General features: G+C 62.1%; 12 protein-coding genes. 7 read left to right on the top strand and 5 right to left on the bottom strand.

Features of this window, described 5'->3' with window-relative positions; translation table 11 throughout:
- On the bottom strand, positions 1-1,437 hold the full coding sequence (locus EN808_RS22960) for a glutamine synthetase family protein (RefSeq protein ID WP_167531254.1): 1,437 nt from the start codon (positions 1,435-1,437) through the stop codon (positions 1-3).
- Between the two features lie 148 nt (positions 1,438-1,585).
- Between EN808_RS22960 and EN808_RS22955 the strand changes: the two genes are divergently transcribed.
- Entirely contained in the window at positions 1,586-2,302 is a 717-nt protein-coding gene (locus EN808_RS22955) for an HAD family hydrolase (RefSeq protein WP_127870856.1), read from the top strand.
- A gap of 73 nt (positions 2,303-2,375) precedes the next feature.
- Here EN808_RS22955 and EN808_RS22950 read toward each other — a convergent pair whose 3' ends face one another.
- The 3 genes from EN808_RS22950 to aceA form a co-directional block, all read right to left on the bottom strand.
- Positions 2,376-2,780, bottom strand: coding sequence for a response regulator (locus EN808_RS22950; RefSeq protein WP_245521014.1), 405 nt, complete (start codon positions 2,778-2,780; stop codon positions 2,376-2,378).
- A gap of 278 nt (positions 2,781-3,058) precedes the next feature.
- The gene (locus tag EN808_RS22945) at positions 3,059-3,301 is read right to left on the bottom strand and encodes a hypothetical protein (protein ID WP_023766759.1); all 243 of its coding nucleotides are present in this window, start codon (positions 3,299-3,301) and stop codon (positions 3,059-3,061) included.
- 61 nt (positions 3,302-3,362) lie between these two features.
- Positions 3,363-4,652 carry an isocitrate lyase gene (gene aceA, locus EN808_RS22940; protein ID WP_127870858.1) on the bottom strand — a complete coding sequence of 430 codons (1,290 nt, stop codon included), beginning with the start codon at positions 4,650-4,652 and terminating at the stop codon, positions 3,363-3,365.
- Positions 4,653-4,889: 237 nt separating this feature from the next.
- On the opposite strand from aceA, the gene EN808_RS22935 reads away from it, so the two are divergent.
- From EN808_RS22935 to EN808_RS22910, 6 genes are all read left to right on the top strand, one after another.
- Entirely contained in the window at positions 4,890-6,335 is a 1,446-nt protein-coding gene (locus EN808_RS22935) for an XRE family transcriptional regulator (RefSeq protein WP_135916952.1), read from the top strand.
- 135 nt (positions 6,336-6,470) lie between these two features.
- Complete coding sequence (locus EN808_RS22930; protein WP_135916951.1) at positions 6,471-7,424, top strand: DMT family transporter; 954 nt, start codon at positions 6,471-6,473, stop codon at positions 7,422-7,424.
- Between the two features lie 328 nt (positions 7,425-7,752).
- Positions 7,753-8,850, top strand: a complete 1,098-nt coding sequence (locus EN808_RS22925; protein WP_135861895.1) for a polyamine ABC transporter substrate-binding protein — start codon at positions 7,753-7,755, stop codon at positions 8,848-8,850.
- A 78-nt stretch (positions 8,851-8,928) separates the two neighbouring features.
- Positions 8,929-10,071 (top strand): ABC transporter ATP-binding protein, encoded by a 1,143-nt coding sequence (locus EN808_RS22920; protein WP_127277032.1) that lies wholly within the window; start codon positions 8,929-8,931, stop codon positions 10,069-10,071.
- A gap of 10 nt (positions 10,072-10,081) precedes the next feature.
- On the top strand, positions 10,082-11,050 hold the full coding sequence (locus EN808_RS22915) for an ABC transporter permease subunit (RefSeq protein ID WP_135916950.1): 969 nt from the start codon (positions 10,082-10,084) through the stop codon (positions 11,048-11,050).
- The gene (locus EN808_RS22910; RefSeq protein ID WP_127277034.1) at positions 11,047-11,865 is read left to right on the top strand and encodes an ABC transporter permease subunit; all 819 of its coding nucleotides are present in this window, start codon (positions 11,047-11,049) and stop codon (positions 11,863-11,865) included. The genes EN808_RS22915 and EN808_RS22910 overlap by 4 nt, the downstream gene beginning before the upstream one ends.
- 150 nt (positions 11,866-12,015) lie before the next feature.
- On the opposite strand, the gene EN808_RS22905 is transcribed toward EN808_RS22910, so the two are convergent.
- Positions 12,016-13,869, bottom strand: coding sequence for an AsmA family protein (locus EN808_RS22905; RefSeq protein WP_127277036.1), 1,854 nt, complete (start codon positions 13,867-13,869; stop codon positions 12,016-12,018).
- Positions 13,870-13,984: the final 115 nt, after the last annotated feature.

The raw sequence follows: 13,984 nt of genomic DNA, 5'->3' as shown, positions 1-13,984 counted from the left end.
TCAGACGTTGAGCAGCAGGTATTCCCGCTCCCACGGACTGATCACTTCCATGAACGTTTCGAATTCCGCACGTTTGATCGCTGCATAGGTGGCGGCGAAGGACTTGCCCAGCAACGCGCAGAGTTCCTCGTCGCCTTCGAACAGGTCGACGGCTTCGAGCAGGCTGCGCGGCAGGTCGATTTCGTCGGCGTTGGCGGTCGTCAGCACCGGCGGCTCGGCCTTGATCTTCCTAGTGATGCCGATCAGCCCGCAGGCGAGCGAGGCTGCAAGTGCCAGGTAGGGATTGGCGTCGGAGGACGGAATACGGTTCTCGACGCGCCGCGCCGCGGGGTCCGAACGCGGCACGCGGAACGCCGTGGTGCGGTTGTCGTAGCCCCATTTGTTGTTGACGGGAGCCGATGCCGCCTGCGTCAGCCGCCGGTAGGAATTGACGTAGGGCGCGAACATCACCAACGCGTTCGGCACGTGCTTCTGCATGCCGCCGATGAAATGGAAAAAATCCTCGGTTTCGGAACCATCCTCGGCCGAAAAGATATTCCTGCCCGTCTTCTTGTCGATGATCGACTGGTGGATATGCATGGCCGAGCCCGGTTGGCCCTGGATCGGCTTGGCCATGAAGGTCGCGTAGATCTCGTGCTTGAGAGCCGCCTCACGGATGGTGCGCTTGAACATGAACACCTGGTCGGCAAGTTCGACCGGGTCGCCATGGCGCAGATTGATCTCGAGCTGGCCGGCGCCCTCTTCGTGGATGAGCGTGTCGATCTCCAGCCCCTGGCTTTCAGAGAAATGGTAGATGTCGTCGATCAGTTCGTCGAACTCGTTGACGCCGGCGATCGAATAGCCGGCGCCGCCGCCGATCGCGCGCCCGGAGCGGCCGACGGGCGGGGTCAACGGATAGTCCGGGTCTGGATTCTTGCGCACGAGGTAGAACTCGATCTCGGGCGCGACGACCGGCTTCAACCCAAGTCTGTCGTAGGCGGCAATGACGCGCTTCAGCACATTGCGCGGCGTGAACTCGACCGAGCGACCATCCTGGTGGACGAGGTCGCAGATGACGGCCGCCGTCGGGTCTTCTTCCCATGGCACCACTGTCAGCGTCGACAGGTCCGGCATCAGCTTGAGGTCGCCGTCGTCTTCCGGATAGTGGAAGCCGTTGCCGTCCTCTGGATAGCCGCCGGAAATCGTCGTCATGAAGACGGCCGAGGGCAGCGCCAGTGAGGTGTTGGAGGTGAATTTCTTCGACGGCATCATCTTGCCGCGCGCCACGCCGGCCTGATCAGGCGTGATGCATTCGATATCCTCGATGCCGCGCCATTCCAGCCAATCGCTGACTTCCTTCCAGTTCTTCACACCACGCAGGTTTTTCACAAAGGCAGGCGTGCGCGCCCGTCCTCCGCGGCTCGACGGACGGACTTCCTTTTTTGCAGGCGGCATCATTCACCAGATTGGGTTGCGGATTTCGGAGTATAGCCGTGCCGCGTGATGGAAGGGAAGGGGAGCCGCCGCCGGCAATTGCCGGTGCAGGTTGAAAACCGCCTGCCGGTCGGCTTAGGTTTGGCGCCTTTCCGCAATCGAGAAGCCGGCGATGCGAACCAGCAGCGAACTGACCACGATCGGCTTTGATGCCGACGACACGCTTTGGCAGAACGAACAATTCTTCCGCACGACAGAAAAGCGCTTTGCCGCCATGCTGGCCGATCATGGCGAGGAAAAGCAGATATCGGCGCGGCTGTTGGAGGCCGAGAGGCGCAACCTTGCGATCTATGGTTTCGGGATCAAGGGATTTACGCTCTCGATGATCGAAACGGCGATCGAGGTCACCGACGGGCGCGTACCGGCTTCGGTCATAGCGGAGATTCTGGACGCCGGGCGCGAGATGCTGCGCCATCCGATCGAGCCGTTGCCGCATGCACGCGAGACGGTCGAGAAACTCGCCGGCACCTTCCGCCTCGTCCTGATCACCAAGGGCGATCTGTTTGATCAGGAGCGCAAGCTGGTCGGCTCCGGTCTGGGCGACCTGTTCGACGCCGTCGAGATCGTCAGCGACAAGACCGCCGCGACTTATGCGCGCCTTTTCAACCGCCATGGCGATGGTCCGGCAAGGAGCATGATGGTCGGCAATTCGCTGAAGTCGGACGTGGTGCCCGCCATCGAGGCCGGCGGCTGGGGTGTCCATGTGCCACACGAACTGACCTGGGTGCTCGAACACGTCGAGGCGCCAGTTGCCGAGCCGCGTTTCCGCCAGATATCGGATCTCGGCCAATTGCCGGAACTGATAGAAAGCATCGCGAAGCCGGGCTGATCGCGACTTCGATTATTTGCTTTTTGCATAATTCCGGAGGGAAAAACCGCTGCACGACTTTCCCGCAATTGCCTCAGCGGCTGATCAGACGATCGATCACCGGTTGCAGCCGTTCGGGCGTGATCGGCTTGGCCACCACCGCATCGATGATATTCGCCAGGCCAAGGCTCTCCGGCGTGCCGTTCTTGGTTGAAAGCAGGATCACGGGAGGAAGTGATTTGCCCGAGGCCCGGCGCAATTTTTCGATGCCGGGCATCAGGTTGTCGCAATCCTTGTTGTCGGGGCCGCCGTCGAGCACAATCGCGCCCGGCACTAGCGTTCGCAAGGTTTTCGCCGCGATATCAGGCGATTCCGAGATTGGTCTGAGTCCGGATCGCTCGACGATCTTCGATACCACGACACGGTTGATCGGCGACTTCCCGACGACAAGCACCCGGGAGAGATCGTGGATCGTCTCGGTACTTGAATCCCGGGTCACCAGATTCACATGTTTTGCGGTCTCGCCGTCTCGTTTCACGGGGCACCCAAGTCGGCCAAGAAGTTCGCCCCTATTTCAATGCAGAGTTGAATCTGGGCGACAATTGGCGTGAGATCGGACCCTATGTCAAGTTGAAATAAAAGAACCGGATGGCACTCTCCACAACAGTGGATTCAAGCAACAGTACTGTACTGCTCTGTCCATGGCTTGGTTACGTAAAAATAAAATTCACCTGCGCATACATTGCGCAGGTGAAGGGTCGCCTGGACCATTTCCGATCAGCTGTGGCTCTGCTGCGTGACGATCACCGGGATCAGCAGATCGCCCCAATTGCCGTCGCCGCCATGGTGCCTTGCAGAGCGCACGAGCTCCACCGAGACGCCCGCCTCGACGGCCTTCATCACCGACTGGTTCAGCCTGTGCAGATCGTTAGCCAGCATGCGGATCGTCGCCTGCTGGTCGACGCTCATCGTGGTCGATTGCTCTTCCGCCCGTTCCTTGACACGGCTTATCGATGCCATTGGTCTTCTCCTATGTCCTTGCCCTCTCGGGCGTTCCTCTGTTGGTCGTCTTTTTGCGAACTCACTCCGCTGCCGGCTTGAACTGCGCGTGCTCGGTCGATTCATGCATGGCGGTGGTCGATGACCGGCCCCCGGTGATCGCCATCGAGACGGCGTCGAAATAGCCGGTGCCGACCTCCCGCTGGTGCTTGGTCGCGGTATAGCCATTGGCTTCCGCGGCGAATTCCGCTTCCTGCAACTCGGAATAGGCCGCCATCTGCCGCGCCTTGTAGCCGCGGGCGAGTTCGAACATGCCGTAGTTGAGCTGGTGGAAGCCGGCCAGCGTGATGAACTGGAACTTGTAGCCCATGGCGCCCAGTTCCCGCTGGAACTTGGCGATCGTGGCGTCGTCGAGATTCTTCTTCCAGTTGAACGACGGCGAGCAATTATAGGCGAGCAGCTTGCCCGGATGGTGCCTGCGCACACCCTCGGCGAATTTCTTGGCCTGCGCCAGGTCGGGCTTCGAGGTCTCGCACCAGATCAGGTCGGCGTGGGGCGCGTAGGCAATGGCCCGTGCGATGCAAGGCTCGATGCCGTTCCTGACCTGGTAGAAGCCTTCCACCGTGCGGCCGGCATCATAGTCGACGAAGGGCTGGTCGCGCTCATCGATATCGGAGGTGAGCAGCTTTGCCGCCTCCGCGTCGGTGCGTGCCACGACCAGTGTGGGTGTGCCCATCACGTCGGCCGCGAGCCGCGCCGCGTTGAGGTTGCGGATGTGCGCTGCGGTCGGGATCAGCACCTTGCCACCGAGATGGCCGCACTTTTTCTCCGATGCCAGTTGGTCCTCATAGTGGACGCCGGCGGCGCCCGCCTCGATGAATGCCTTCATGATCTCGAAGGCATTGAGCGGACCGCCGAAGCCGGCTTCGGCGTCGGCAACGATCGGTGCGAACCAGGTCTCGACAGAAAGCCCCTTGCCCTCGGAGGTCTCGATCTGGTCGGCGCGCTGCAGCGTGCGGTTGATGCGCTTGACCAGTTCGGGCGCCGCATTGGCCGGATAGAGCGACTGGTCGGGATACATTGCCGAGGCGGTGTTCGCGTCGGCGGCAACCTGCCAGCCCGACAGATAGATCGCCTTCAGTCCGGCGCGCACCTGCTGCATCGCCTGGTTGCCGGACATGGCGCCCAATGCGTTGACGAAGTCGTCCTCGTGGATGAGTTTCCACAGCCGGTTGGCCCCCATTTCGGCAAGGCTCTGCCTGATCTGCACCGAACCGCGCAGCCGCTTCACGTCCTCCGGCGAATAAGGGCGTTCAATGCCGTCGAAGCGACCTTCAGGCGCCGAGGGAACGAGGTTGTAAAAATCAGTCATTGGCCACTCCGGAGGGTTCTGTATGATGTCTGCGCGCCAATTTGTTGGGGGCGCTTCTATGTGACTGAATTTACATTTCGGCGCGAGATGAGCCAGAAAAATTATTAAAACCGGTCGGATATAAGAGAAAATCTGTGTTGTGTTTGACAGGAAGGCACTGTAAATTTGTCAATCTTGTAAAGGAAAGCGGCTTTGGGATTGCGGCGGATCTCGTGTAAATCTTGTCAAGGATAGTCGATGGCTGATCAGAAGATTTTCGCCGGGCCGCGTATTCGCCGCATCCGCAGCGCCAAAGGCCTGACCCAGACGGCGATGGCCGAGGGGCTCGGCATCTCGCCGTCCTACCTCAATCTGATCGAGCGCAACCAGCGGCCGCTGACGGTGCAACTGATCCTGAAGCTGGCCTCCGTCTACAAGGTCGATCCGCATGAGCTGCAGGGCGAGGCGAGGGGCTCGGTCGCTGCCCTGAAGGAGGTGTTCTCCGATCCGTTGCTTGTCGGCGAACTGCCGGGAGACCAGGAACTGATCGAGCTTGCCGAGGCGGCGCCCAATGCCTCCGCCGCGGTGATAAAACTGTTCCGCGCCTATCGCGAGCAGGCCGAGCGGCTGTCCGACCTCAACGAGCTTCTGGCGCGCGAAGGGCGGGCGACCGCGCTCTCCGGCGCCCGCCTGCCGATCGACGAGGTGCACGAGATTTTCGAGCGGCGACCGAACCATTTTTCCTCACTCGAGGAAGAGGCCGAGGCGTTCACCTCGGTGCTTGATCCCGGTGACGACCTGTCTGGCGCCTTGAAGGCATGGCTGAAGCGCGAATACGGCATCGTGGTCAAGGTTCTGCCGGTCGCCACCATGCCGAACTGGCGCCGTCGCTACGACCGCCATTCGCAGCGCCTGTTCCTTTCCGAGCGCCTGTCGCCTTTCGACCAGTTGCGTGAAGTCGCGATGGAGGCCTGCCTGATCCGCATGACGGTCGCGGTCGCCGGCGAGATTCAGGCGCTGAGACTGGCCACGGACGAGGCGCGCCGCCTTGCCCGCTTCGAACTCGGCCGCTATGCCGCCCATGCGCTGATGATGCCCTATCAGCCCTTTCACGCGGCGGCTATTCGCTCGCGTTACGACATCGACGTCCTGCGCTCGCGCTTTGGCGTTTCCTTCGAGCAGGCGGCAAACCGGCTGACCATGCTGCAGCGGCCAGGGGCTTCTGGCGTGCCCTTCTTCATGCTGGAGGTCGACAATGCCGGAAACCGCTTTCGCAAGGCCAGCAGCCAGGGCTTTCCGCAAAGCCGGTTTGGCGGCGGCTGTCCCAAGCTGCCCGTGCATGTCGCCTTCACCCAGCCCGGCCAGATCTTCGTCGAGGCGGTGGAAATGCCCGACGGCGCCGAGTTCCTATGCATGGCCCGCACCCTGGAGGGGCCGCAAGGAGCGTTCTCCGAACGCCCGCGCCGCACGGCACTGCTGCTCGGCTGCGACATCGGCTTTCGCGACGACATGGTCTATGGTGCGGCCCTGCCCGGCACGGCAGTCGGTGCAAAGGTAGGGGCGGGCATCGCGTCGACGCCAGTCGGCCCGGCCTGCCGGCTTTGCGAGCGTGTCGGCTGCCTGGCGCGCGCAGAGCCGCCGGTGACCAGACCGCTCGGCCTCGACGAGATGGTGACCGGCCTGAGCGCGTTCGATTTCCAGTAACGCTGCAGCAAAGGTGCCACAATCGTCGCCGGTCTCTGGATCACCCGCGGCCCAAGTCTTTGCGTTACGCGAACAGAGCAGTTTTTTGTCGCCCCTTGCGCATCGTCCCGTCCACAAAAGCTCGACAGTCGCGCCATGACAGACACAGCATCATCGCCCGGCCTTGCTACCTCGACAGTCTCGCCGCGCGAGGAACGCGTCGGCATGCTGCTGGTCTTCCTGTCGGCGCTGATGTGGAGTTTCGGCGGCACCATCGCCCGCTTCATCAGCGTTGGCGACAGCTGGACGGTTATCTTCTGGCGCTCCGTCTGGGCTGCCGCCTTCCTGCTCTGCTTCATGGCCTGGCGTGACGGCTGGCGCGGCATGGTGAAGTCGTTCCGGGACATGGGCCTGCCGGGCATTGCGGTGGGATTCTGCTTCGCCATTGCGTCGACCTCGTTCGTCGTGGCGCTTGCCTATACCACAGTCGCCAATATCCTCCTGATGCAGGCTGGCGTGCCGCTCCTGGCGGCCCTGTTTGCCTGGGCGCTGTTTCGCGAAAGAGTAACCGTCGCAACCTGGATGGCGATTGCCGCCGTCATCGCCGGCGTCGCCATCATGGTGTCTGAATCTCTTGACGGCTCCGTCTCGCCCATAGGCGATGGACTGGCGCTGCTGATCGCGTTCATGTTCTCGACCGCCACCGTCATCACCCGGCGCTTCTCCAGCGTGCGCATGACGCCGGCGACCTGTCTCGGCACGATCCTGGCCGCGGGCTTCGCTGCCTCGCAGGCCTCGACCTTCACGGCATCGGCCGGCGACATGGGCTTTCTCTTCGTCTTTGGTGTGGTCAATCTCGGCCTTGGCCTTGCTTTCTTCGCCACCGGCGCGCGCCTGATCCCGGCGGCGATCGCGGCACTGCTCGGCACGTTCGAGCCGATCCTGGGGCCGATATGGGTCTGGCTCATCCATTCCGAGGTGCCGTCCGAGCGCACCATCATAGGCGGCGCGGTGGTGGTCACGGCGCTGCTTGTCCATATCGGGCTCGAATTCAAACGCCAGGCGCGGCCGCAGCGGGCTGGGGTCACCGGAGTGCCTTCGCCTAATTGATGCCGGCGCCGAAGCTTTGCCCATTGACAATGTCGCTGCCGCCCGGGCAGGCTGGGACTACGGCAACAACAAGACAGGCGTATCTTGCCAAGTCTCCCCGGCGGCTCGATCGAGACCGGACCACATTCTTGTATCTCTGCCCGCGCGGCGGCGAAAGCTTCTGACGGCACCGCAATTCCTTCCCGCCCCGAACAACCCGGTGGCCGCGGGCGGCGTGCCGGTTGGCGCTTGTCGGCCCCCGGAAAGCTCAATAGTCTGAAGCAAATGCCCGGCCGCGCGAGCATGTCGCGACGCGCCGGCAATGGAACACTCACCAAAGGAGAATAGCATGATCCGCAAAGCGCTCTGGCTTTCGGCAACCTCGGTATTTCTGGCGCTTTCGATGCCAGCCGGTCACGCCGCGGACCGCGTCGTCAACGTCTTCAACTGGTCGGACTATATCGACAGTTCGATCATCGATGATTTCACCAAGAAGACCGGCATCAAGGTCGTTTACGACACCTTCGATTCCAACGAAATCCTCGAAACCAAGCTGCTCGCCGGCGGCAGCGGCTACGACGTCGTCGTGCCGAGCGGCAGTTTCCTCGCCCGCCAAATCCAGGCCGGCGTGTTCCAGAAGCTCGACAAGTCTAAGCTGCCGAACCTCTCCAACATGTGGGATACGGTCACGGAGCGCACCGCCAAATACGACCCCGGCAACGAATACTCGGTCAATTACATGTGGGGCACGGTCGGCATCGGTTACAACACTAAGAAAGTGCAGGCAGCGCTCGGCACCGACAAGATCGACAGCTGGGATACCTTCTTCAATCCGGACAGCCTGGCCAAGTTGAAGGATTGCGGTGTCTATGTGCTGGATTCTCCGTCCGACATCATACCAGCGGCGCTGAAGTATCTCGGTCTGGACCCCAACAGCACCTCGCCTGACGATATCGCCAAGGCCGAGGAAGCTCTTCTCAAGATCCGTCCCTACATCAGGAAGTTCCACTCGTCCGAATACATCAACGCGCTTGCCAATGGCGACATCTGCCTGGCGGTCGGCTGGTCGGGTGATGTGTTCCAGGCTCGCAACCGCGCGGTCGAGGCCAAGCAAGGCGTGGAAATCGGCTATTCCGTGCCGAAGGAAGGCGCCCAGATGTGGTTCGATCAGATGGCGATCCCCGCCGATGCGCCGCATGTCGCCGAGGCGCTCGAATTCATCAACTACATGATGACGCCGGAAGTGATCGCCAAATCGTCGAACTATGTCCTTTATGCCAACGGCAACAAGGCATCGCAGCAATTCGTCGACAAGGCGCTGCTCGACGATCCTTCGGTTTATCCGGACGCCGCGACCTTGCAGAAGCTCTATACCATCCAGCCTTACGATCCCAAGACCCAACGCATCGTCACGCGCAGCTGGACCAAGATCGTCACCGGCCAGTAGGCAATCCGACGCGACCCCGGCAGCCAACTGCCGGGGTCGTTTTCTGTTTTTGGGGAATATAAAAACACGGAGTGGGATATGAAATCGCTTGGCAGCATCCGCAGGGACTTCGCGCCATGGAACGACCCGAACGCCAAGCCATATATCCAGTTTGACAACGTCACCAAAAAGTTCGGTGACTTCACCGCCGTCAACAATCTGTCGCTGACCATTTTCGAGCGCGAGTTCTTCGCCCTGCTTGGCGCCTCGGGTTGCGGAAAGTCGACGCTGCTCAGGATGCTTGCCGGCTTCGAGGAACCGACGGCCGGCCGCATCCTGCTCGATGGCCAGGATCTGCGCGGCATTCCGCCTTATCGCCGGCCGGTCAACATGATGTTCCAGTCCTATGCCCTGTTCCCGCATATGACGGTGGAGAAGAATATCGCCTTCGGCCTCAAGCAGGAAGGCATGGCCAAGCCCGATATCGAAAAGCGCGTCGCCGACATGCTGAAGCTGGTCAAGCTCGAGCGGTTCGCCAAGCGCAAGCCCCATCAGCTCTCCGGCGGCCAGCGCCAGCGCGTCGCGCTTGCTCGCTCGGTCGCCAAGCGACCTAAGGTGCTGCTGCTCGACGAGCCGCTCGGCGCGCTCGACAAGAAACTGCGCGAGGAAACCCAGTTCGAACTGATGGATCTGCAGCAGGAGCTTGGTCTCACCTTCGTCGTCGTCACCCATGACCAGGAAGAGGCGATGACGATGGCCGACCGCATCGCCATCATGGACAAGGGCGAGGTGATGCAGGTGGCGACGCCGCCGGAAGTCTACGAAGCCCCGACGTCGCGCTTCGTCGCCCATTTCGTCGGCAACGTGAACATGTTCGAGGGCAAGGTTGCCGAACAGTCGGCCAACACGACGCGCATCACAGGTCCAAGCGGGGCCCAGATCGTCGTCGAGAATGGTGGCGCGAATGCAAAGGCCGATGCCAATATCGTCTTCGCCATCAGGCCGGAGAAGATCAGGGTCTCGTCGAAGAAGCCGGCCGATGCCGTCAACGCGCTGGAGGGCGAGGTTTACGACATCGCCTATCTCGGCGACATGACGGTCTATCACGTCAGGCTGGACGACGGGCAGATCGTGCGGGCAAGCGCGCTGAACGCGGCCCGTGTGACCGAGGACCCGCTGACCTGGAACGACCGTGCCTGGGTGTCCTTCCGGCCCGACGCCGGCGTCGTGCTGGCGCGGTAGGGGGGCGGTCATGTCCAATGTCGCCGTCGCCGATGCCGCCGCGCCATCGACTGCCGCCGAGCCGTTCCTGACACGGCTGGGTGCCGGCTTCGTCAGCCGGCTCGTCATCATCGTTCCCTATCTCTGGCTGTTGTTCTTCTTTCTCGTCCCCTTCATCATCGTCTTCAAGATCTCGCTGTCGCAGACGGCTATCGCCATGCCGCCCTATACGCCGGTGCTCGATTTCAGCGACGGCGTTTCCGGCTTCTTCGCCGGCTTTCGCGACCTCAACTTCGACAACTATGTCTGGCTGACGCAGGACGCACTCTACTTCAGGGCCTACCTCACCAGCGTCGTCATCGCTGCCGTCTCGACGGTGCTGACCTTGCTGGTTGGCTATCCCATCGCCTATGGCATGGCGCGCGCTCCGGCCACGATCCGCCCGACATTGCTGATGCTGGTCATCCTGCCGTTCTGGACCTCGTTCCTGATCCGCGTCTATGCCTGGATCGGGATCCTGAAGCCCGAGGGCCTGCTCAACCAGCTGCTCCTGGCGCTGCGCATCATCGACCAGCCGCTGGTGATCCTCAACACCTATACGGCAATCTTCATCGGCATCGTTTATTCCTACCTGCCGTTCATGGTGCTACCGCTTTATTCGTCGCTGGAAAAAATGGACTATTCCTTGATCGAGGCAGCCAAGGACCTCGGCTGCCCGCCGACAGCTGCCTTCTGGAAGATCACCTTCCCGCTGTCGCTGCCGGGCGTGATTGCCGGCTGCCTGCTGGTGTTCATCCCGGCCGTAGGCGAGTTCGTCATCCCCGACCTGCTCGGCGGCTCACAGACGCTGATGATCGGCAAGACGCTGTGGAACGAGTTCTTCGCCAATCGTGACTGGCCGGTGTCGTCGGCCGTTGCCGTCATCCTGCTATTGCTGCTGATCGTACCGATCGTGTTGTTCCAGCATGCCCAGGCCCGCGCGCAGGAGCAGGACAAATGAACACCACCTGGAGCCGCTTCAACATCACCTCGATCACGCTCGGTTTTGCCTTTCTCTATTTGCCGATCGTGCTGCTCGTCGTCTTCTCCTTCAACGAGTCCAAGCTCGTCACCGTCTGGGGCGGCTTCTCGACCAAATGGTACGTGTCGCTGTTCCACAATCAGGGCCTTATGGACGCCGCATGGGTGACCATCCGCGTCGGTCTGATTTCAGCGACCGTGGCCACGGTTCTCGGCACCATGGGCGCCTTGGCGCTGACCCGCTACACACGCTTCCGGGGCAGGGTCCTGTTCTCGGGCATGATCTTCGCACCATTGGTCATGCCTGATGTCATTACCGGCCTGTCGCTGCTCCTGCTGTTTGTCGCCATCGGCATGGATCGCGGCATGACGACCGTGATCCTCGCGCATATCACCTTCACAATGTGCTTTGTCGCGGTCGTCGTCCAGTCGCGGCTTGTCAGCTTCGATCGTTCGCTGGAGGAAGCCGCCATGGATCTTGGCGCGCCGCCGGTGAAGACCTTCTTCCAGATCACGCTGCCGGTCATCCTGCCGGCGATCGTGTCCGGCTGGATGCTGGCCTTCACGCTGTCACTGGACGACCTGGTCATCGCCAGCTTTGCTTCGGGCCCTGGCGCCACCACGCTGCCGATGAAGATCTACAGCCAGGTTCGTCTCGGCGTGACGCCGGAGATCAATGCCGCCTGCACCATCCTGATCGCGATCGTCACGGTTGGCGTGATCATCGCTTCGGTCGCCAACAAGCGACGCGAGGTGCAGCGGCAGCTTGACGAGCGGGCCGCGCAACGCGGGTAGAGCAATTCCAGGAAAAGTGCGTAGCGGTTTTCCCGGGAGAAGCGCGTAGCGCTTCCCCTTGGGAATTGCATAGAAACAAGAAGTTAGAGCGGATCGGCGATTCTATCAAACGCTGAACCTCTCTAGGAGCGGCGCTTCAGGAGCAATGCCTTATTCGCCCGAAACGCCACGGCTGATGGGTGAAATGAACGGCGTGCTCCACGTTCCGCCGACGAAAAACGACGACTGGTTGGGGCCTTGCTGGCCAGTTTTTTGCGTTGCAGGCTGATCCGGCTGGATAACACCGCCCGACAGTGCCAGTCCGCGTCCTGCGTAGGATGCGATGCCGGAAAGCCAGATCTTGTATTTCGCCGAATTGGCCTCTGCCTTGTCGAGTCTCGCCACACCTCTCGAAATGGTTGCCTTCACTTCGGCGCCATCGATGGGCAGCGTCCCGTCCGAGACATCGTCGAGCGCGAAGAAGCCGCCTTGTTCGGTATGCTTGAGAAACGCCGGCAGGTTGAACTTGCTGAGCGCGCCAGGGCCGAAGGTCGCCGAGACCGAGCCGTCGGCGTTTTCGAAGATCGAATCCCAGGTCCTTCCCGGTCCCTTGAGGATGACCGAAACGGTGCCCGTGCCAACCGGCACCAGCCGGGTCATCCCGGCCGCGGTACCGAACGCGCCGCCATCGACGTCGGAGGCCAGTAGCCGGATCTCAACCTGGGTGCCTTCGGGTTTGCGGTCGAAGCGAAGGCTGGTCTGGACGTTGCCGCCAAAAGCCGAGGCGTCGGAGATATCGAAGACGGAAAGACCGTCCTTGACCTGGGCGGTGGCCGCGACATCGGCAAGCTGGATGCTTCCCGCCGTGGCATGGGCCGCCGACAACCTGAGATCGAGGTTGACCCGGTCGGCGAAACTCGTGTCGACCTGGCCCGGCTCGGCGCTGGTCGCCGGTCCCAGTGGCGTGAAGGCGGACAGGAACGACCTGAGGTCGAGCGTGTCGAAGGCAAGCGTGCCCGAAATCACCGGCTGCGTCTCGCCGAGCGACACGTCCAGCGCGCCCATGCCCGGGTTATTGTCCAGCGCCAGCGCCGTGTTCTCGAATTTGATGCGGCCGGCCGACGCCGTGACCTTGCTCGAAATGCTGACCGAGCCGATTGCCGCGCTCGGCGCGATGCCGGCCTGCGACCATTCCAGCACGCGGCGCAGCGATGGGGCCGCGAATTTCACCTGGCCGTCGAAATAGGCGTTTTCGGACATGCTGGCGGTGCCGTCGAAGGAGAAGGTGGCGGGCGCTGCCTTGAAGGACAGGGTGAGCGGCGCCGTGCCCCCGGCAAACAGCACCAGCGGTCTCGGCGAGGCGGCATCCACCGTCACGCTTTCGCCGCGCCAGATCCCGGTCGCGGACAGTGTCGCATTGCTGTTCATCGCCGCCCAGGTGGCCTGGCCGCTAAGACTGCTCAGGATCTCCACATCCTTGCCGTTGACGGACGCCACCATGCGGCCATCCCTGAACTCGACGGTGCCGAAAGTGTCGGCTGGCAGCTTGTCGAGATCGGGCTTGGCGGGGTCGGCATTGACCACGCCGCGAGCCGCGTCGATGGAGCGCGCGATGCGCCCGCCCGTCGGCGCCGTGGGCAGGAACAGGCCATCCGCCGTGCGCTGCACCCGGATTGTCGGCCGCACCAGCCGTGCCGTGGAAAACGCCACATCGCCCTGCAATGCCGCCATGGCCGAGAGGTCAACCTCGACCCTTTCGGCTTCGACGACCGGCGGGGCATCGCCGTCGGTCCACTTCGACAGTGTCACATCGGTCAGGATCGCGCGGAATTTCGGCCAGACCTCGATGCGCGGCGACCCTTCGATGGCAACTCGAAAGCCGCTCCAGGCGCTTAACTCCCACGCGATGCGGTCACGCACGATCCGCGTCGAGGCGATCAGCGGCAGGGCCGCGACCACCAGCGCGATGACGATGGCGGCAACGCCGATCGCCCACACTCCGCGGCGGATCAAGGATGATGGCATATAGCCCCGTATGCTTCCATTCCGATAAAAACCGATCGTCCGACGGGTGCAACCCTGTCGTCACTACGACTTAGGGCTGACGCATTTCAAGTCTTTATGGCCCAGCGATGGCATT

It is taken from the genome of Mesorhizobium sp. M8A.F.Ca.ET.165.01.1.1, assembly GCF_004792065.1.
Taxonomy (GTDB): Bacteria; Pseudomonadota; Alphaproteobacteria; order Rhizobiales; family Rhizobiaceae; genus Mesorhizobium.
This window is presented reverse-complemented; position numbering and strand designations above follow the sequence as displayed.

Coding starts and splice junctions, on each gene's coding strand:
- EN808_RS22960 (WP_167531254.1), bottom strand. CDS start 1,437: ATGATGCCGCCTGCAAAAAAGGAAGTCCGTCCGTCGAGCCGCGGAGGA.
- EN808_RS22955 (WP_127870856.1), top strand. CDS start 1,586: ATGCGAACCAGCAGCGAACTGACCACGATCGGCTTTGATGCCGACGAC.
- EN808_RS22945 (WP_023766759.1), bottom strand. CDS start 3,301: ATGGCATCGATAAGCCGTGTCAAGGAACGGGCGGAAGAGCAATCGACC.
- aceA (WP_127870858.1), bottom strand. CDS start 4,652: ATGACTGATTTTTACAACCTCGTTCCCTCGGCGCCTGAAGGTCGCTTC.
- EN808_RS22935 (WP_135916952.1), top strand. CDS start 4,890: ATGGCTGATCAGAAGATTTTCGCCGGGCCGCGTATTCGCCGCATCCGC.
- EN808_RS22930 (WP_135916951.1), top strand. CDS start 6,471: ATGACAGACACAGCATCATCGCCCGGCCTTGCTACCTCGACAGTCTCG.
- EN808_RS22925 (WP_135861895.1), top strand. CDS start 7,753: ATGATCCGCAAAGCGCTCTGGCTTTCGGCAACCTCGGTATTTCTGGCG.
- EN808_RS22920 (WP_127277032.1), top strand. CDS start 8,929: ATGAAATCGCTTGGCAGCATCCGCAGGGACTTCGCGCCATGGAACGAC.
- EN808_RS22915 (WP_135916950.1), top strand. CDS start 10,082: ATGTCCAATGTCGCCGTCGCCGATGCCGCCGCGCCATCGACTGCCGCC.
- EN808_RS22910 (WP_127277034.1), top strand. CDS start 11,047: ATGAACACCACCTGGAGCCGCTTCAACATCACCTCGATCACGCTCGGT.
- EN808_RS22905 (WP_127277036.1), bottom strand. CDS start 13,869: ATGCCATCATCCTTGATCCGCCGCGGAGTGTGGGCGATCGGCGTTGCC.